General features: G+C 38.6%; 19 protein-coding genes. 7 read left to right on the top strand and 12 right to left on the bottom strand.

The genetic code is table 11. From position 1 onward, the window contains the following. Nucleotides 1-23: 23 nt before the first annotated feature. The 9 genes from pruA to asnB form a co-directional block, all read right to left on the bottom strand. Nucleotides 24-1571: an L-glutamate gamma-semialdehyde dehydrogenase gene (gene pruA, locus MMB69_RS17110; protein ID WP_277448080.1), complete on the bottom strand. Its 1548-nt coding sequence runs from the start codon at nucleotides 1569-1571 to the stop codon at nucleotides 24-26. A 378-nt stretch (nucleotides 1572-1949) separates the two neighbouring features. Then, nucleotides 1950-2984 (bottom strand): LacI family DNA-binding transcriptional regulator, encoded by a 1035-nt coding sequence (locus tag MMB69_RS17105; protein WP_050691051.1) that lies wholly within the window; start codon nucleotides 2982-2984, stop codon nucleotides 1950-1952. A gap of 57 nt (nucleotides 2985-3041) precedes the next feature. Beyond that, a complete protein-coding gene (locus MMB69_RS17100; RefSeq protein WP_277448079.1) occupies nucleotides 3042-4556 on the bottom strand; it encodes an alpha-amylase family glycosyl hydrolase in 1515 nt (504 codons plus the stop codon). Between the two features lie 149 nt (nucleotides 4557-4705). After that, nucleotides 4706-6106 carry an ammonium transporter gene (locus MMB69_RS17095; protein WP_221813008.1) on the bottom strand — a complete coding sequence of 467 codons (1401 nt, stop codon included), beginning with the start codon at nucleotides 6104-6106 and terminating at the stop codon, nucleotides 4706-4708. A 37-nt stretch (nucleotides 6107-6143) separates the two neighbouring features. Further along, a complete protein-coding gene (locus tag MMB69_RS17090) occupies nucleotides 6144-6485 on the bottom strand; it encodes a P-II family nitrogen regulator (protein ID WP_028412404.1) in 342 nt (113 codons plus the stop codon). A 185-nt stretch (nucleotides 6486-6670) separates the two neighbouring features. Beyond that, complete coding sequence (locus MMB69_RS17085) at nucleotides 6671-7519, bottom strand: phytoene/squalene synthase family protein (protein WP_277448077.1); 849 nt, start codon at nucleotides 7517-7519, stop codon at nucleotides 6671-6673. Between the two features lie 58 nt (nucleotides 7520-7577). Then, nucleotides 7578-9035: a phytoene desaturase family protein gene (locus MMB69_RS17080; RefSeq protein ID WP_221813009.1), complete on the bottom strand. Its 1458-nt coding sequence runs from the start codon at nucleotides 9033-9035 to the stop codon at nucleotides 7578-7580. Then, on the bottom strand, nucleotides 9032-10564 hold the full coding sequence (locus tag MMB69_RS17075) for a phytoene desaturase family protein (protein ID WP_277448076.1): 1533 nt from the start codon (nucleotides 10562-10564) through the stop codon (nucleotides 9032-9034). The genes MMB69_RS17080 and MMB69_RS17075 overlap by 4 nt, the downstream gene beginning before the upstream one ends. Nucleotides 10565-10880: 316 nt before the next feature. Further along, nucleotides 10881-12728, bottom strand: a complete 1848-nt coding sequence (gene asnB, locus MMB69_RS17070; RefSeq protein ID WP_221813012.1) for an asparagine synthase (glutamine-hydrolyzing) — start codon at nucleotides 12726-12728, stop codon at nucleotides 10881-10883. Between the two features lie 171 nt (nucleotides 12729-12899). Here asnB and MMB69_RS17065 point away from each other — a divergent pair, with 171 nt between their 5' ends. Next, nucleotides 12900-13460 carry a DUF2777 domain-containing protein gene (locus MMB69_RS17065; RefSeq protein ID WP_013055361.1) on the top strand — a complete coding sequence of 187 codons (561 nt, stop codon included), beginning with the start codon at nucleotides 12900-12902 and terminating at the stop codon, nucleotides 13458-13460. 41 nt (nucleotides 13461-13501) lie between these two features. Here the strand turns inward: MMB69_RS17065 and MMB69_RS17060 are convergent, their stop codons facing one another. Continuing rightward, a complete protein-coding gene (locus MMB69_RS17060; RefSeq protein WP_013055360.1) occupies nucleotides 13502-13849 on the bottom strand; it encodes a DUF1516 family protein in 348 nt (115 codons plus the stop codon). 78 nt (nucleotides 13850-13927) lie between these two features. Then, nucleotides 13928-15097 (bottom strand): DUF418 domain-containing protein, encoded by a 1170-nt coding sequence (locus tag MMB69_RS17055; RefSeq protein ID WP_277448075.1) that lies wholly within the window; start codon nucleotides 15095-15097, stop codon nucleotides 13928-13930. A 198-nt stretch (nucleotides 15098-15295) separates the two neighbouring features. On the opposite strand from MMB69_RS17055, the gene MMB69_RS17050 reads away from it, so the two are divergent. From MMB69_RS17050 to MMB69_RS17025, 6 genes are all read left to right on the top strand, one after another. Next, nucleotides 15296-15517, top strand: a complete 222-nt coding sequence (locus tag MMB69_RS17050) for a spore germination protein (RefSeq protein ID WP_013055358.1) — start codon at nucleotides 15296-15298, stop codon at nucleotides 15515-15517. Between the two features lie 30 nt (nucleotides 15518-15547). Further along, nucleotides 15548-15823: a spore germination protein GerPB gene (locus tag MMB69_RS17045; protein ID WP_221785559.1), complete on the top strand. Its 276-nt coding sequence runs from the start codon at nucleotides 15548-15550 to the stop codon at nucleotides 15821-15823. 89 nt (nucleotides 15824-15912) lie between these two features. Then, a complete protein-coding gene (gene gerPC, locus MMB69_RS17040; RefSeq protein ID WP_025749933.1) occupies nucleotides 15913-16629 on the top strand; it encodes a spore germination protein GerPC in 717 nt (238 codons plus the stop codon). After that, nucleotides 16626-16802, top strand: a complete 177-nt coding sequence (locus tag MMB69_RS17035) for a hypothetical protein (RefSeq protein ID WP_013055355.1) — start codon at nucleotides 16626-16628, stop codon at nucleotides 16800-16802. The genes gerPC and MMB69_RS17035 overlap by 4 nt, the downstream gene beginning before the upstream one ends. 12 nt (nucleotides 16803-16814) lie before the next feature. Further along, nucleotides 16815-17246, top strand: coding sequence for a spore germination protein GerPE (locus MMB69_RS17030; RefSeq protein WP_221785560.1), 432 nt, complete (start codon nucleotides 16815-16817; stop codon nucleotides 17244-17246). Between the two features lie 60 nt (nucleotides 17247-17306). After that, the gene (locus MMB69_RS17025; RefSeq protein ID WP_013055353.1) at nucleotides 17307-17525 is read left to right on the top strand and encodes a spore germination protein; all 219 of its coding nucleotides are present in this window, start codon (nucleotides 17307-17309) and stop codon (nucleotides 17523-17525) included. A gap of 46 nt (nucleotides 17526-17571) precedes the next feature. Here MMB69_RS17025 and MMB69_RS17020 read toward each other — a convergent pair whose 3' ends face one another. Further along, nucleotides 17572-17877, bottom strand: coding sequence for an HNH endonuclease (locus MMB69_RS17020; protein ID WP_221785561.1), 306 nt, complete (start codon nucleotides 17875-17877; stop codon nucleotides 17572-17574). Nucleotides 17878-17890 lie beyond the last annotated feature (13 nt).

Raw genomic sequence — 17890 nt, 5'->3', positions numbered from 1 at the left:
ATTTACTCCTCCTTATTTTTCAATTAGAATGTTTCAGATGTTGTTTTTGCTTGCATGTGAAGAACAAGATAGTCCGGTCCGCCTGCTTTTGAATCCGTTCCTGACATATTAAATCCGCCAAAAGGCTGGTAACCAACAATCGCTCCTGTACATCCTCTGTTAAAATACAGATTTCCAACATGGAACTCTTCACGAGCGCGCTCAATATGCGCGCGGTTGTTTGATAATAAAGCGCCTGTTAATGCATATTCCGTATTGTTTGCAATCTCCATCATATGATCAAAATCTCGCGCTTTAGAGAATGCTACTACCGGACCAAAAATTTCTTCTTGCATGAGACGAGCTTTTTCATCTACATCCGCAAAAATAGTTGGCTGAATAAAGTATCCAGTTGAATTGTCTGCTTCTCCTCCCGCAACCAGCCGTCCTTCTTCTTTTCCAATTTCAATATACGATAATACTTTGTTATACGACGCTTCGTGAATAACAGGTCCCATATAAGTTGAAACTTCTTCTGGGTTTCCAACGGTTAATGTTTTGGTTAGCGCAACTGCTTTTTCAAGCACTTCATCATACACATCTTGATGCACAACAGCACGAGAACCAGCGGAGCACTTTTGCCCTGCAAAACCAAATGCAGAGTATACGATTGAAGAAGCAGCTAAATCAAGATCCGCATCTTTGTCTACAACCACCGTATCTTTTCCGCCCATTTCAGCAATAACGCGTTTTAACCATTTTTGGCCTGGCTGTACTTTTGCTGCTCTTTCGTAAATGCGGCAACCTACTGCGCGCGAACCGGTAAATGAAACAAAGCGTGTTTTTGGATGTTCAACTAAGTAGTCACCGATTTCAGGTGTAGCACCAGGAATAAAGTTTAATACGCCTTTCGGTAAGCCTGCTTCTTCCATTACTTCTACAAATTTCGCTGCTACTACAGGAGTGGCATCAGCTGGTTTTAATAAAATCGTGTTGCCTGTTACGATAGCTGCTACTGCTGTTCCAGCCATAATAGCTAACGGGAAGTTAAATGGTGAAATGATAATACCTACGCCAAGCGGAATATAATTGTACTGATTATACTCACCGTCTCGACTCTGTACTGGAGAACCATCTTTTAACGTCAGGACTTGACGTGCATAGTACTCTAAAAAATCAATTGCTTCTGCTGTATCAGCATCTGCTTCGTTCCAAGGCTTTCCTGCTTCTTTTACAAGATAACTAGAAAATTCATACTTTCTGCGACGGATGATGGCCGCTGCACGGAAAAGAATATCTGCTCGATGTTCTACTTTCCATTTTTTCCACGTTTCAAAAGCTTTTAAAGCTGACTGCATCGCTTGCTCTGCTAGATCTTTATTTACTGTAGAGACATATCCAATCACTTCTTTTATATTCGCTGGGTTAACAGACGTAATTTTCTCTTCAGTTTCCACTTTTTCACCGTCGACCACAAGCGGGTACGTTTTGCCAAGCTGTGTATTTACATATGTTAATGCTTCTTGAAATGCCTTTTTATTGTTTTCGTCCTTAAAATTTGTAAATGGTTCATGAGAATAAGAAACTACCATGATATATACCTCCTAGTATGCAAATCTTTGTTTACTTTATAGTTATGCAAATAGCGTGCCAACTTTTAATAAAACTTTACAGTCTATTTGTCATCAAGGTTTTCACCACTTATATTATTCTTTCTTTTTGATAAAGAAAAAAATAATTGGCATGTGTATATTTTTTTTGCACTTTAAATGCCAATATCTTTGGCATAAAGAATATATTGAGACATACCTAAATCAACCCAATCAACAGCTAAGAAGCAGCTACCTACGTTTACCCTCCCAACGAAAAGATCCGAACAAGTTTGATTCTCCATCAAGAATCAAACTCGTTCGGATCTTCTTTCAACTACAATACTTTTGTTCCAGCCTCTTTTCTATTTGTTTATAAAGTTATCTCTTCGTCATTTGAATGGTTTTACAGGACTGTCTTTTAATCATTTTGTGAGGAACGCGCACTTGTTCTGCAACAGCATATGGCGTTTCAATCTGCTTAATCAAGCAGCGGACAGCCTGATAACCAAGTTCAAAAATATTAATATCAATAGATGTGAGAGCTGGTCTAGCCATTTCAGCGATCAAGACATTATTAAAACTGACAATAGAAATATCTTCAGGAACAGAAATTCCCAGTTCATCTAATGTATTTAAAACGCCTAGCGCCATTAGGTCATCTGCTACTACTAGAGCCGTTGGACGTTCTTTTAGAGATAAAAGTTCGCAAACAGCTTCTTTTCCTCCCTTCTGTAGAAATTCTTCATGAATCACATACTCGTCCCGGTAAGGAATGTTTGCTTTTTGAATCGCTTTATCATAGCCTGTTAAACGGTCAATGGTAACGACTAATTCAAGACTTCCGCCAATAAACGCAATACGCTCATGCCCAGATTCAATTAAATATTCCGTCGCTTCTTTTCCAGCTTTAAAATTATCATTATCAACAAACGTGATGCTTTCACTATGTTTAAACGGCTTTCCAATCACTACAAACGGCACGCTCTGTTCTTGCAAATAAGAAAGTACTTGATCATCAACTTTGGAGTACAGCAAAATTAATCCATCTACTCTTCTCCCCTGTACCATTTGAACAACTTCTGCAAAAATCTCTTCTTCCGTTTCTCCAGTGGACATATAAATCGCTCTTTTGTTTTCGTGAGCTCCGGTGCTGATTCCTCTTAGCACTTCGGGAAAGAATGGATTTTGAAACACCTTGTCTGCTGAGCTCGGCATCACTAGGCCGACTGCCTCTGTTGTTTGATTTGCTAGACTTCGCGCAATAATATTTGGGTGATAACCAAGTTCTTTCATAGCCGATCGCACGCGCTGTTTTGTTTTTTCACTAATTCTTGAGCTGTCTGCAATGACGCGAGATACCGTCGAAGGGGCTACATTTGCTAAATTTGCCACATCTTTTATTGTTACACCCATAATTCCACCTCTTAGTTATGTTTTCTTCATTAATACTTATCCAATATAGTTTGACAACTACGACGCGCTGTCCTTTTTATGAGATTGAGAAATTTTCTTTTCTTTTCTTCTTTTTGACGATGCTTTGTACAAAAAGACGCCAAATCCCGTATAAACAGCGGCAACCGCTGCGATATATCCAATATTAAACCCTGACTTTTTCACTACTTTGTATACATTTGTGGTCTCAGGCTCCAATGAAATGTTGTATACATCGTCAACTGGTCGTATAATTCCTTCCGTTATTAACCCTCTTAGTTCATTTTCTTTTCCAACTTTTTTAAGCGGGACATTAATGGCCGACGTTTCCTTTGTATTATTAATCACCACAAACGTCGTTTCGTCCTTATACCTTCTCTTGTATACAGCTACACCGTTGTGCTCAGACACAAGGGTAAAGCTTCCTTTTCGAAGAGAGGGCGACTTTGCTCTAAGTTCAGCCAGTTTTTTTAAATGATCTATAATATCGGGGTTAGCTAAAAAATTCATCATGCCATAATTTTCTGCTCCCTTTCCCCCATTCAGCGCAATTTCCGTTCCATAAAAAACAATTGGTACACTCGGCGAAGTATAAAGGTAGGAAAGCCCTTGCTTTGTTCGAGCTCCAGGATGATTTTCACTCTTTAATGCTTTTGCTGTAAAACGAGTGCTATGAACATCATCTAAAAAATTGGCTAAAGGCTGATTACTTCCTTTTCCCCACTTGTCATACAACATTTTCTGCGGACGATTAGTACCACTAAACGTAGCAGCAGTGGCTTCGGCTAGCGTTCTATCTACAAGTAAATCCACTCCTAACGAAGCGGCCTGCTCATTTTTTTTTAATGATTGCCCGTTTATTTCTCCTATTAATAGAAAAGAAGGATCCATGCTTTTTAGCGTCTGAGAAAATGATGAAATAAATGCAGAAGGAGCTTGATCGATATCTTTAACGTAATATCCGTCAATATCTGCTTGTTTGCTCCACCAAGCAGCATTTTTAATAAGGTATTTCTGCACGGCGCTTTCTTTTAAATTAAGGTGAGGCAATGCTTTAATTACTTCGTTATCTGTACCGGATTCATTACTTATCCATGTTTGTTTTCCTTTATCCGCTACCCAGGTATGATTGTTACTGATTGTCAAAGGAAATTCGACCATAATTTTTATATTGCGCTCATGTGCTTTCTTCACAAGATTTTGTAAGTCTTTTAACGTTCCAAAATGATCGTCTATTTTATAATGGTTGGTCACCGCATATCCATGATAGCCTGTCTCATCATTTGCCATAAAAGGAGTTAGTAAAACAGCGGTAAATCCCATCTCTTGAATATAGTCTAACTTTTGCGCTACTCCCTGTAAATCGCCTCCATAATAGGCATCTGAGCGTTCGTAGTTAACGTTTCGATCATTCTGTTCACTTCCGTTATAAAAACGGTTAATCATCAATGAGTATATCACCTCATCACGTATATCTTTATGATCTTGCGCTGAGGCGCTGCTTCCAAAAAGCAATAATAGTATAAGTAGCATACTTGTCCTTTTCCATTTCATCTATTCCCCTCCTATAGACGAACTGTTTCAAACTCACTTTTGTTTCCATTATAACGTTAACGCTTACATTATTGTTAAATAAGTTGATAAAAACAAAAAAAGTAATTAAAAGTTTTTACTTTTAATCACTTTTTTCCATCTATATACTGCTATACCGTCTCATTTACGTTCGATATATGAGGTTTATCCGATACTTTACCAACTTTATTTAATCGATCAATCAATCCAACACCAAATTCAGGATGAAGATTACCATCTCCTGTCGCTACAAAACTTTCACGAAATTCGTATGCGGATGAACCGTGTTCAGCAAAATCTAAACCAGCAATTTCTTCTTCGCTTGATACTCGAATAGAAGAAAAACGCGTAAGAGCAAATAAGAATAACCCAACCGTTCCAATTGTCCAGCCCATGACAGCTATAATTCCAAGAGCTTGAATACCTAATAGCTGTACGCCGCCGCCATAAAATAAACCATTAACCGTATCAAATAGCCCCACTGCTAACGTCCCCCAAATACCGCAAATTCCATGAACAGTAATAGCACCAACTGGATCATCTAACTTTATTTTGCTATCGATAAAATGCACAGCTTCTACTAGAATAATTCCTGCAATTAGTCCAATGACGATCGCACCTGGAATCGATACGTTTGCTGTTCCAGCTGTAATCCCTACAAGTCCAGCTAAGGCACCGTTTAATGTTAAGCTAGCGTCAATACGTTTGTAGCGAAACTTTGTATATAAAGCAGAAGACAGGACTCCGCATGACCCAGACATTAATGTAGTTGCGATGATTCCTGGTACAAGGGCAGGATCCGCTGCTAATGTACTTCCTCCATTAAATCCAAACCAGCCAAACCAGAGGATAAATACACCTAATGCGCCAAGTGGAATGTTATGTCCTTGAATAGCATTGACTTTTCCATCGCTTCCATACTTTCCAAGGCGTGCTCCTAGAAAAGTAACTGCTACAGCCGCACCAAGAGCTCCAGTCAAATGGACAACTGTCGACCCTGCAAAATCTACGAAGCCTAGTTTAGACAACCATCCTCCTCCCCATACCCAGTGACCTACAACTGGATAAATAACAGCTACCATAGCAATTGTGAGCATCATATAGCTGGATAATTTCATACGTTCTGCTACCGCTCCTGAAATAATCGTAGCGCACGTTGCTGCGAAAACAATTTGGAAAACAAAAAAGCTCATTTGATCGCTTTCTCCATTTAAAAAGAAACCGCTCGAACCGATAAATCCTCCTTTGGAACTTCCAAACATAAGCGCAAAACCAACCACAAAATACAAGACGGAAGACACAGCTACCGTTAGCATATTTTTCATTAAGATATTAAGCGAGTTTTTCGAACGAGTGAAGCCTGTTTCAACCATCGCAAACCCTGCGTGCATTAAAAACACAAGCACTGCCCCAAACATTACCCACATCATGTCAATTGATGCGCTGACTGATTCAACAGTTGGTTCAGCCGCATTGACGCGTGTTGCCGCCAACAGACTAATAAACAAAGCCGCACTAATTTTCTTTTTCAACGCTTAACTCCCCCTCTATTAAAATAACACTCTCTTTTTATAAAATAGCCTCTACACCTGCTTCTCCTGTTCTAATTCGTACAGCATCCTCTACCGGATAGACAAAAACCTTTCCATCGCCTATTTGATTCGTAGAACAAATTGATTGAATGATCTTAATGACTTCATCAACTTGTTCTGCTTCTAAAATCATTTCTACTTTGACTTTAGGTACTAATTTGATTTCAAAACTTTGTCCCCTGAACAGCCCCTGCTCTCCTTTTTGCTGACCGCAGCCTGCCACTTCTGAGACCGTTAATCCGTTTATTCCTACTTCCTCTAATTTTACGCGCAGTGCTTGAAATTTTTCTGGACGAATGATGGCTTCTACTTTTTTCATCGTAACCCCTCTTTCATGTTAGTTTTATTAACATTTAATGTTATGTATATTATCATATAGGTAATTTTCTGAATATTCAAGTTAATATACGATAAAAATGAGACTTTTTTCTTATTTACATAATAGTTAACGCTTTCATATCTTTTCAAAAAAAAGTAACGCAAAGGAAAAGTAATTCCTTTGCGTTACCCCGTAGAAATAGATGTCATAATTTTCTTTTTCACTTGACTTGTGACAAAGTGCTTTTCTGTAAATACGTCATAATTTTCTTTTCGAATTTTATCAAGAATCGCTCGGTATAAATGCGCCGCTCCTGTAAGAGGTAAGCGAGAAGCCACCGGATATTTTTGAATCGACTGAAGCCCTTTTATATAATACATTTCCGCTTCTTTGGCCAGGTGCTCCCACATCTCTATAAATTCAGAAGTGACCCACCGGTTCTCCAATAGCATGCCCGTATATCCGTAAGAATTCATAAGGTCTTTCGGTAAATAAATGCGCCCTCGCTCTAAGTCTTCCCCAACGTCTCTTAAAATGTTGGTCAGCTGCATCGCAATGCCTAATGCAACTGCTTCTTCTTCTAATTCTTTATGAGTAGTTGGAGCTAAAATCGGTAAAAGCATTAACCCTACCGTACTCGCTACGTGATAAGAGTATGTTTTCACTTCATCAAGCGTATCGTATTCTTTTTTTACTAAATCCATTCTCTGGCCGGTAATCATATCATCAAACGCTTGAACATTCATCTCATATTGTTCAAATACATTGCGCAGAGCTACCCACATGGCGCTTTCGTTTAATAGTTCTCCATTTTTAAATCGGGCAAATTCTGATTCGAATTGCTGCAGCTCTATTTCAGGGTTGCATCCTTCATCTACAATATCATCGACTTGACGACAAAATGCATATACCGCCCATACTGCCTTTCTTTGTTTTGACGGCAACATGGAAAAAGCTTTGTAAAACGTTTTTGAGTTTTCTTTAATAATTTCTTCACACTGATTGTACGCTTTGTCTAACGAAATGTTCATCATATAGGACCCCTTTCTCTATTAAAGGATAAACCATCATTTCCTTATGGCTTACAAGATCTTAAGAAAGCTTTGCAATCGTTTGAACAGATGATTGTTCAATAAGATGATCAGCTAACATTTTTGCTCCTTGCATAACAATTGGCACGCCTCCGCCTGGATGAATAGATGCTCCGACCGCAAAAACATTTTTATATTCGTACGGCTGGTACTGGGGTCTGAATACGCCCGATTGAAACAGCTCAGGAGCAATACCAAAGCTTCCTCCTTCGTAAAGTCCAAATGCTTGAGCATCATTTGGCGTACGTACTTTTACCCACTCTATTTCTTTACGAAGCTCTTCAAACCCTTTTTCTTCTAAAGTTCGAATGATTCCATCAACAAAGTCTTGCTGATTGCTCCAATCAATGTGGCCACCTGATGGAACCGGTACAAGTGCATATAGCACACTTTTCCCTTCAGGAGCTAACGATGGATCAATAACAGAGGGATTAAATGTATAAATAGCGGGATCTTCAGGAATCGTTTTATGCTTAAACACTGCTTCCATATGTTTAGCCAAATCATTGCCCATAAAGTATTGATGTACATTGTGATGATCATATTTTCTCTTCAAACCAAGATAAAGCAGCAGACAGCTGGACGAAGGCACATACTTCTTTTCTTTTTTTTGAGCAATTTTCGCCATATTAGGAAAGTCGCCGTTTAAAACAACTTGATCAAATGGATAAAGTTGTTCGTCAACAATAACCCCTTCCGTCTTGTCTCCTGATATAGAAAGCTCTTGAACCGCCTTATTCAAATGAATGTTTACACCTTGCTTTATCAGCGCCTTTTCAAGAAGCGGTACAAGACTTGCGTATCCGCCTTTTACGTAATAGATGCCATGAGCATGCTCACTGTAAGGAACAAGGGAATAAATAGCTGGCGCCGAATAAGGATTGCCTCCAATATAGAGAGATTGCAGCGAATAGGCATCTACTAGACGTTCATCATGGAAATACGTTGAAACAAATTTTCTCATTGATTTATTTGCATTCATTTTTTTTAATGCCTTGATGTTTTGCCATGTCCAAAAATCTCGTTTATTTACAAATGTTTTTTCCAAAAATGCCTTACTTCCTAATTCAAATCGCTTTTTTAATTCAGTCATAAAACGCCGGTAGTTTTGCTCTTCGCCTGGAAATAAACGGCTAATCTCCTCTAACTGATCTTTTTCAGTTGCTTTTTTTGTATAGGTCGTACCGTCTGGAAAATGAATATCATAAAGTGGATCACAGCGTATTAGTTCATATTGAGAAGCAGAAATGCCCGCTTCATCTAAAATACGCTCAAGCATTAAAGGCAGTAAGACAATCGTGGGACCTTCATCAATTTTATAACCGTCTTTTTCTACGAACGCCAGCCGGCCGCCCAGCTTGTTTTCTTTTTCGAAAATATCAACAGAAAATCCTCGTTTGCTTAATAACAAAGCAGTGATTAAACCGCCTATGCCGCCTCCAACAATTGCTGTTCTCATAATGCACTCTCCATTTCTTTCATGGTTTTAAACGGCTCATTCAGTAATTGTCCGTCTCTTTTTAAGATGAGCTTTGTCGTAATGCGCGATGATTCCAGAATAGTTGGTAGACCGCTCCCTGGATGAGTTCCTCCTCCAACTAGCCAGCAATTTTCTAATTCTTCAAATTTATTATGCGGACGCAGCACCATCATTTGAGTGAGCTGATGTCCAAGGTTAAATGTCGCTCCTTTATAGACCAGCACGTCTTCTTCCCACTGCTTCGGTGAAATGATTTTTTCAACTTCAATATGACTCTCTAAATCTTTGAAGCCCGTTTTCTTTTCTACAATTTTTAATACTGCATCTCGAAAATCTTTTTGTTTTTCATCCCAGTTTACACCGCTGAAATTATTTGGAACCGGCGCTAAAATATAAAGAGCAGACTTTCCTTCCGGTGCTAAAGTTGGGTCTGTTACCACAGGGTTTTGAATGTAGATAGAAGGGTCTTCTGAAAGAGCTAGCGTTTTCGTAATTTCTTCTACATTTTTTTTATAATCTTCAGCGAACACAATCGTGTGATGAGGCAGATCTTTGTACTGTTTGTCTATGCCTAGATAAATCATGAAAGTAGAACAAGAGTATTTTTTCTTTTCAAGTTTTTTAACTGCATACTTTTTAAGGGTACCTTCATCGATTAAATTCGTCATCGCATGAGCAAAATCTCCATTGATAATGACGTCGTCTGCCCCTATTCGCTCTCCATTTTCTAGAATAATTCCTTTTACTCTCTTATTTTCAATCCATAGTTTTTGGACACCTTGGTTTAAGTGGATGTGCCCTTGATGTTCTTCCACTACTTTTGCCATTGCTTGAGATAGTTGGTTTACTCCTCCTATTGGATGGAAGATACCGTAAGCGTGTTCCATAAACGATAAAATAGAAAAGGCTCCTGGACATTCCCAAGGGGACATTCCCAAGTACTTCGATTGAAAAGTAAAAGCTAATTTCAATTTCTCATCAGTGAAATACTTGCCAAGTACATCATAGAGCGTTTTACCTAAGGATAAATGCGGCAGTGCTCGAATTGCTTCAGGCTTTAAATAGTGATGAAAACGGTCCATCTCGCCTTGCAATAAAGGCAGCAAAGCCGCCATCTTTGCTTCGGTGTCTTTCATAAAGCGCTCATAGCCTTCTCCGTTTCCTGGGTATAAACGTTCGATTTCTTCTTTCATCTTTTTATGGTTATCCGTCATCTGAATCTGCGCATCATCGAAAATAAGCTCATACATGAGATTTAGACGTTTTAAGTCCATATAATCATGCGCATTGCGATTAGCAGCTTGAAATAACTCTTCAAAAATCTGTGGCATGCTCAAAAATGTAGGACCCATATCAAACGTATAACCTGACATTTTAATCGCTGAATTTCGCCCGCCCACGTATCCTTGCTTTTCATATACATCTACTTTATAGCCATGACTTGCTAACAGCATCGCTGCCGCTAATCCTCCTGGACCTGCTCCAATCACGATTACGTTTTTTTGCATACATACACTCCTAATCCTATACAATAGTTATACAAACATTATACAAAGCTTTATTATTAAACACAACGATAAACTGCTTGTCTTTATTCGAATCATAAAATTACCAATAACTAAACCATTAAAATATGACGTTTGTACCATTTTTCCGGGGTTTCAGTACACTTTCCCTTTATTCGGTGCTTTCAAGCGTTTATTTTATATCTATGTAAAGTTATACAAAAATAGACTGCGGTCTTCTTCTCTACTTAAACGTACAAAAAAGAAAAATAGATGACTAATGTCATTAAAAAAAACCCTCTGTACTGAGAGGGTCCTGTCATTCCACAATTTGAATATTATTATGAGTAAACCAGACGTGAATTTGAGCTAGATGAGCTAGCAGCTGAGGTCCTGTCATTAATTGACCAAACCACGGTGCTTTAAACCCTTCTCCGCCTGTATCAATAATATGCTTTAACTGCTGCTTATCAAAAAATTCATGAAGAGGTGACTGTTTATCTTGTAAAAGAGATTGAAGCCATACAGTTACAGCTTTTGTATAAGCTGGGTTATGCGTTTTAGGGTAAGGGCTTTTCTTGCGATAAAGAACGTCATGAGGCAAAATTCCTTCAAGCGCTTTTCGTAAAATCCCCTTCTCTTTATTGCCCGTCATCTTCATCTCCCACGGAATATTCCATGCATATTCCACAAGGCGATGATCAGCAAAAGGTACGCGTACTTCTAAGCTCGCGCCCATGCTCATACGATCTTTACGATCTAATAAAGTTGTCATAAACCAAATCTGATTTAAATAAAACAGCTTTCTCCGCTGTGCATCTTCTAACGATTCACCCTCTAATTCAGGCACTTCCTTTAATGTTTCTTCATATCTGGCACGCACATAATCTTCTAACTGTAATTTCTTTCTCCATGAACTTTGCAGCAAATCAATTCGAGCATCTAATGAACGCATCCACGGGAAGGTATCGGAAGACAAATCATGTTTTCGGTGAAACCATGGATATCCTCCAAAAATTTCATCCGCACATTCTCCTGATAAGCTCACAACAAAATCTTGTTTGATTTCACGGCAAAACCAAAGCAGCGATGAATCTACATCAGCCATTCCAGGAAGGTCTCTCACCTCTACAGCCTCTGTTAAATGCTGCACAAGGTCCTCCGTTGAAATAATGCAGCGGTGATGATTTGTTTGAAACGTATCCGACATGAGCTTGATATAAGTTCCATCAGAATTTGGCTGAAACTCATTTGCTTTAAAAAATTTATCATTGTCTTCATAATCGATAGAATACGTATGAAGAGAGCCCTTGCCGTTTTCTTTGAACGCATTTGCAGCAATTGCTGTAATGGCGCTTGAATCTACTCCACCTGATAAAAATGTACAAACCGGGACATCCGACACTAGCTGTCTTACAATCGCGTCTTGCACTAAAAATTTAACTTTTTCTGTAGTTTCACCTAAATCATCTGTATGCTGCTCACTTTTTACGTTCCAGTATCGCCAAATCTTCAACCCGTTACGCGTAAGCGTGAGCGCGTGAGCCGGGCGCAATTCATTTATTTCTTTAAATACGCCGTGGCCAGGAGAACGAGAAGGTCCTAAGCCAAACACTTCTGCTAATCCATCTAATCCTACTTCCGCTTTGACCTCAGGATGAGCTAATATCGCTTTTAATTCCGATGCAAATTGAATTCCACCTTCATAAGATCGATAGAATAAGGGCTTCACTCCCATTCTGTCGCGTGCTATAAATAACTTTTCATTGGCTTCATCCCAGATTGAAAAAGCAAAGATACCGTTAAAATGATCTACGCATGATTCTTTCCATTCTATATAAGATGTTAGAAGTACTTCCGTATCTGAATGTCCCTGAAATTGATAACCTCTTTTTAGTAATTCTTTCCGAATATCTTCCGTGTTGTAAAGCTCTCCATTATAGCAAAGCGTATAGAGCTGTTCATTTTTTTCTCTTGTCATGGGCTGTCTTCCGCCTTGAGGATCTACTACAACTAAGCGTTTGTGCCCAAAAGCAACATGCTGCTGTGTCCATACGTTGGTGTCATCAGGACCTCTTTTCGATAAAGTGTCAGCCATTTTTGTTATTGTTGCTGTTTCATTTAAAAGCGATCGCTTTAAGTCGACCCAACCCGTTATACCACACATCGTTTATCATCCTTTCTTTCACGCTCTTGTTTATGAATGAAATAATGCCATTGTATGCACGCAATAGTTACAGTTGAATTGTCCTTATATTTTATTTTCACTTTCGAGTTATAAAGAGAGCTTTTTTAGGCAATAAAAAAATATGGATAAATTTCACACGGAGGTTTGATTATGAATCATTATTCTAAACAACAAGCTCTGAACAATCAGCCGCGTTCCTTCGTGATTGGTACGGTTGAATGTGTTGATTCACAGTGGATTTTCTTTGAAGATGAAAGTGACGAAGCTTCCATGCTCCATGAAGTAATGGATGATACCTTAGAACTTCTTATTGATACACGCTGGGAAAAAGCCATTATGGTTGATGACCGTCAAATAAAGCTTCACGATGGAACGTATTTATTGCGAAATGGGGATAAGCTAAGACTGACTAAAAAGCTACCTTATGCATACGAACAGCTTCTTCAATCACTACCGAAAGAGACCTTTTTATCATTCACTCAGCACTTAAATTCATTAAAATTCTCTCTTTATGATTGTATTTACTGTCACAACACATTATGTTTTTTACCGACAGACGGTGATACAAAAGGTGCTAATTTTATCATTTATGACAATGAGGAAAAAATTTGTGCCGTTCAGCATTTATTCGAACGAGGCACGCATCACCTAGATCGATTTGAATATACCGTTAATGATGGAGAACGTTCAATGAATCTTTTTTTAGATTAAAGCAAAAGAAAAAAGCTATCTTATCCAAGATAGCTTTTTTCTTATCCTAGTACGACATATCCGTAATAGAATACTAAGATAAGCGCAATTACAAGAACTGCCCAAGCAACGCCTGTACGCTTTCTTTTTTCAGTACGAACAAGTACCATTTCCATTCCCACAAGCACTAACACTCCGGCAATTCCTTTAATGAGCGCTGCGCCTTGAAAATGGTACCAAGCTGCTAACATATGCAGACCTGATACTAATACTAATAAGTATAGGAGTCTCGCCACCATATGTAGGATTTTCTGACCTTTAGCTTTACCTGCTCGATGTAAAATCAACGAAACCACAAACGAGATAATCAATAATGTCCAAAGCGTTACATGAATATGTAGTGGAGCCATTCATCTCACGTCCTTTCTGAAAATATCATATCATGAAAACCTTTCCTTCACCAATAATATAAGGAAGGAAAAGGATTTTTAGCGGCTGCGTCCATAAGTAGCATACCGAATGAGTTTTTCAAGCGGCCCATCTGAAAATAGGCTCATCCATATCCAGCTTCCCAGCAGTTGAATAGAAAGGATAATCCCCGCAATAGCCAAACCTTCTACAATTGAAATATGTCCGTAGTATCCTAACCCATATGAGTAAAAAAGAAATGTACATACAATGGACTGGACAATATAATTAGTTAAAATCATTCTCCCCAAAAGAGCAAATGGCTGCATGACTTTTTGAATAGATACACTTCGCATAGCTAATGTGACCAACGTCACAATAAAAATTGCTCCTGCCGTTCCTCCGATTGTATCGTGAATATAGGCTGTGGCTACGTTGTGATCTAAAACATACGGCAATACAGATGATGCTGCATACACGATGAATGAAATAAGACAAAGCCACTTTGTCTCCAATATATACTCTTCTATTTCTTCGAACCATTCGCTTTTTGCCATAAAACCACCTAATAAAAACAGTGGAAATAGCGATAAAAACAGAAAAGGAACCGTATTTAAATTATACGCATAGTACCAATCAAGCAAGCGCTGATGAAAGATTGATGCAAAACTTCCGTGTCCATACGTTTGAAGCGCTTGGTCAATAATAGGCTGGTGAATTCCCGCTGCTGTATCTCCTTCATTAACCAAAGCCGCTACTGTTAAAATAACAATCATAATCACAGCGTAAATGCTAAATATTCCGGTTCCCCACGCTAATAACACTTCTTTCTTTGCTTCTTGAAAAAATAGCATGATCAAAGCAAAGAAGCTGTACATCACAATCATATCACCGTGCCAAATAAATAAAGCATGAATAGCCCCAACGAGAAGCAAAACCGTGATTCTTCGTACATAAGGAGTAAAGCTTACTTGCCTTTCATATGTACGCTGGAACATTTTCATAAAACCAAATCCAAACAAAATAGCGAGCAGCGCGTAGCCTGTCCGCCCTACAACTACATCAACTAATCCATTAGCAACATAATTCATTCTTGAACCGTCCAACAAATTATTGTCGTAATAGGAGGCTGGTGAATAAAAATTCGGCATGTTTATGAGCAAAATACCAATAAGCGCGATTCCTTTTAAAACATCTGCTGCTTCAATACGCTGTTCTTTATCAGCTGCGTTCATTTTGAAACGTTTCATTCTTTCACACCTTACATTATTTCATTATTGCTTTCACATTATATCGAACGCAAAAGTTTTTCTTCAATGTTTACTATTTCCATTCCTCTTTTTAATGTTTTACTTCCTCCCTGCATATAGATAAGAAAAAAGCATTAATCACCTTTTTGTCTAGGCTTCATATGCTGTTACTAGACTAAATTAAAAGGGTGTTTGCCTATGCCTGCCATTGTTGGTGTTGTTAATCTTAACAGTGTTGGTTCAGCCAGCGTCTTTCATATTGGAGATGTTTATACAATAGCCCCTATTTCCACTGCTAAAACATTTGCTGGCGCAGGTTCGTTTAATACAGGCGACGGATTATATGTTGTGAATCAGCAGAGCTCAACCAATACGTCAGACAATGATGTAAATGACCAAAATGTTGCTGGAAATCTATAATAGAAATGAAGCTCATACAGGAGGATGCTTATGAACTTTTACGTGAATCAAAGTATCTGTATTCAAAGCATGAAAATCAGTGCCGTAAGTAACTCTTCAGTACTTCAAATTGGAAGCGTAGGTGTTATTAAACCGAACTCAAATCTCTTTAATACAGGAGGGTTTGCAGGCGCTGCACCTACTGAAACAAAAAAAGGCATTCTTGGATCTGTTTCTCCTTCTACCTTTACTCCCGGAACCGGTGCGGGCGCTGCCCCAGCTCCTTTTTCACAGTCGTTAACTCCCCCAGTTCGAGACAACGACTGACATGTTACAACCTTCATCGCCATATGTATATATATAACTATTTTCTTTATCAGAAGATAAGGGAATCGAGGTGATTGAAGGTGGATAACATGGACTATATTCAGCAGGTACATCAGTATGTTCAGCAAATGTCTTCGTATATTCAGCAGCAAGAAGGACGCATTGCTCAACTTGAAAAAAACGTACAAGAACTTCAGAAAAAAATAAAAGAGTTAGGTGAACAGCCACCTATTAAAATCGATAAAATTGAATATAAATTTGAACAGTTAAAAATCGATTCTTTAGACGGAACATTAAATATTGGATTAAACCCTCTTACACCTGATAATTTAGAAGATATCATTATTAATGAGAAACCAGAAGTAACATTTTCGCAAGGAGCTCAACAACAAGGGCAGCCGCCTCAAGGTGAGCAGCCGGGACAACCCGGAGGTCCTGGACCCCAAAATCCTAGCTTAAAACCGTTGAACCGCCAGCTAGAAAAACAGTGGGTCTCTGATATTCATGAAACGATTTTAAATGAGCTTAATCAATATGGATTTTCTATGGTTCAACATGTGCTTGATGAGCGCTCAATGATGATTGATGAGTCGTACTACGAGTTTATTTTAGAAGATATTAAAAAGCAGCTGCAGCAGCGGATTACTTTTTATATACAGCAAGTTCAACCGGAGGAAATGGAACGAAATTTTGAACAAATCAAACCTCAGATTATCGGTAAACTTTATGAAGATATGAAAAAAGGAATTGACGCATTTTTAACGTATTTACCTGAATCTTTAAAGAAAGGTGGACCCCCTTCATGAACTTTAACGTTGTAAACCGCGAATTGCTTGTTGGAGACGTTAGTATTACAGGCGTATCTTCTTCTTCTCTTTTTTTAATTGGTGATGCAAATTACATCTCTCTATCCTCAACATTTGATACGCCGGCTGAATCTTTGATTATCGGACCTTATGTGCCACTATCGTTATCATAAAGGAGCTTACGTATGCTTTCACGCACATCTTCTGTTAATTATATAGAAATTAATTCCTTGTCGGCGAGCTCCTTTTGCCAAATTGGAGATTCAACAGAAATTCATCTACTTAATAAAGCGTTAGCTGATCGGAGACAGTATCCGTTTTTCTACGGTAGAGAAGGAAACTTTGATGATTACGCTATCTTTAATGAGCCTATTCCTCATGGCGATTACGAACCTATTCCCGTTCAAACATGGAATGAAATACCTTTGATCCGCGTTAACAGAATCGATATAAAAGGTTGCTCATTCTCGTCAGTTATTCATGTTGGATCGACGTGCAATGTGTATGCAGAAGCCCGCATTAAGCATATTCGTGAACTAATCAACGATGAACCTTCACAGGAAGCTGAAGCTGGAACATCGAAAAAAGCTGCCTCAGCATCTAGCGGCAGTGAGTGAACCTTTTAAGAAACGGCTCATATACTAAACTAATACCACGAAAAAAAGGGTGTGAACCTCATGCCAGCAATAATCGGACCCGTTAGTATCACGAGCGTCGGAGGCGGTGTCGTAACGTTTGGAGATACGTTCTACGTCTCTCCAAAAAGCGCTGCTAAAACAGCCTCAGGCTCTGGTTCCTTAAATACAGGTAACTTTGTTAATACCAATAACGGCATTTCAGGAACAAATACGTTAGATCCAGATTTATTCGATCAAAATATAGCAGCAAATGCTTAAAAAAACCCCTTATCTTTGCTATTAAAGCGGATAAGGGGTTTTTTATTCATCTGGATTTTCGGCTGTTTGATTTCTTGGTTTTAGGTAATTTAGAAGAAGGCTGTTTACGAATCCATTTAATAAAAGAGCTAATTTTAGAATCAACTTGTAATAAAGAAATCGTATTAAGACGAATGGCTAATTCATCATTTGTGTATAACGCATGAATTTGTTTATGACACGGAATACATAAGTTTGCTGTTGGTTCAAACGCTCCGCCCATTTCCTTTGGCGTTAAATGATGTACGGTCGTCAAGACATCCTGCCTTCCGCATAATTCGCATGTTCCTATCCGCCTGTCTTTTTTCTTCATATAGATTTCCTTC

Origin of the sequence: Priestia sp. P5 (genome assembly GCF_029522155.1) — a bacterium.
Lineage (GTDB): Bacteria > Bacillota > Bacilli > Bacillales > Bacillaceae_H > Priestia > Priestia megaterium_E.
Note: the sequence above shows the minus strand (reverse complement) of the source record. Positions and strands in the feature narration are given on the sequence as shown.

What these genes read in the sequence shown, in the direction of transcription:
- pruA (WP_277448080.1), bottom strand. Translation starts at nt 1,571, where the DNA reads ATGGTAGTTTCTTATTCTCATGAACCATTTACAAATTTTAAGGACGAA.
- MMB69_RS17105 (WP_050691051.1), bottom strand. Translation starts at nt 2,984, where the DNA reads ATGGGTGTAACAATAAAAGATGTGGCAAATTTAGCAAATGTAGCCCCT.
- MMB69_RS17085 (WP_277448077.1), bottom strand. Translation starts at nt 7,519, where the DNA reads ATGATGAACATTTCGTTAGACAAAGCGTACAATCAGTGTGAAGAAATT.
- MMB69_RS17025 (WP_013055353.1), top strand. Translation starts at nt 17,307, where the DNA reads ATGCCAGCAATAATCGGACCCGTTAGTATCACGAGCGTCGGAGGCGGT.
- MMB69_RS17080 (WP_221813009.1), bottom strand. Translation starts at nt 9,035, where the DNA reads ATGAGAACAGCAATTGTTGGAGGCGGCATAGGCGGTTTAATCACTGCT.
- MMB69_RS17055 (WP_277448075.1), bottom strand. Translation starts at nt 15,097, where the DNA reads ATGAAACGTTTCAAAATGAACGCAGCTGATAAAGAACAGCGTATTGAA.
- MMB69_RS17020 (WP_221785561.1), bottom strand. Translation starts at nt 17,877, where the DNA reads ATGAAGAAAAAAGACAGGCGGATAGGAACATGCGAATTATGCGGAAGG.
- MMB69_RS17075 (WP_277448076.1), bottom strand. Translation starts at nt 10,564, where the DNA reads ATGCAAAAAAACGTAATCGTGATTGGAGCAGGTCCAGGAGGATTAGCG.
- MMB69_RS17060 (WP_013055360.1), bottom strand. Translation starts at nt 13,849, where the DNA reads ATGGCTCCACTACATATTCATGTAACGCTTTGGACATTATTGATTATC.
- MMB69_RS17030 (WP_221785560.1), top strand. Translation starts at nt 16,815, where the DNA reads ATGCTTTCACGCACATCTTCTGTTAATTATATAGAAATTAATTCCTTG.
- MMB69_RS17100 (WP_277448079.1), bottom strand. Translation starts at nt 4,556, where the DNA reads ATGAAATGGAAAAGGACAAGTATGCTACTTATACTATTATTGCTTTTT.
- MMB69_RS17050 (WP_013055358.1), top strand. Translation starts at nt 15,296, where the DNA reads ATGCCTGCCATTGTTGGTGTTGTTAATCTTAACAGTGTTGGTTCAGCC.
- MMB69_RS17090 (WP_028412404.1), bottom strand. Translation starts at nt 6,485, where the DNA reads ATGAAAAAAGTAGAAGCCATCATTCGTCCAGAAAAATTTCAAGCACTG.
- gerPC (WP_025749933.1), top strand. Translation starts at nt 15,913, where the DNA reads ATGGACTATATTCAGCAGGTACATCAGTATGTTCAGCAAATGTCTTCG.
- MMB69_RS17045 (WP_221785559.1), top strand. Translation starts at nt 15,548, where the DNA reads ATGAACTTTTACGTGAATCAAAGTATCTGTATTCAAAGCATGAAAATC.
- asnB (WP_221813012.1), bottom strand. Translation starts at nt 12,728, where the DNA reads ATGTGTGGTATAACGGGTTGGGTCGACTTAAAGCGATCGCTTTTAAAT.
- MMB69_RS17065 (WP_013055361.1), top strand. Translation starts at nt 12,900, where the DNA reads ATGAATCATTATTCTAAACAACAAGCTCTGAACAATCAGCCGCGTTCC.
- MMB69_RS17035 (WP_013055355.1), top strand. Translation starts at nt 16,626, where the DNA reads ATGAACTTTAACGTTGTAAACCGCGAATTGCTTGTTGGAGACGTTAGT.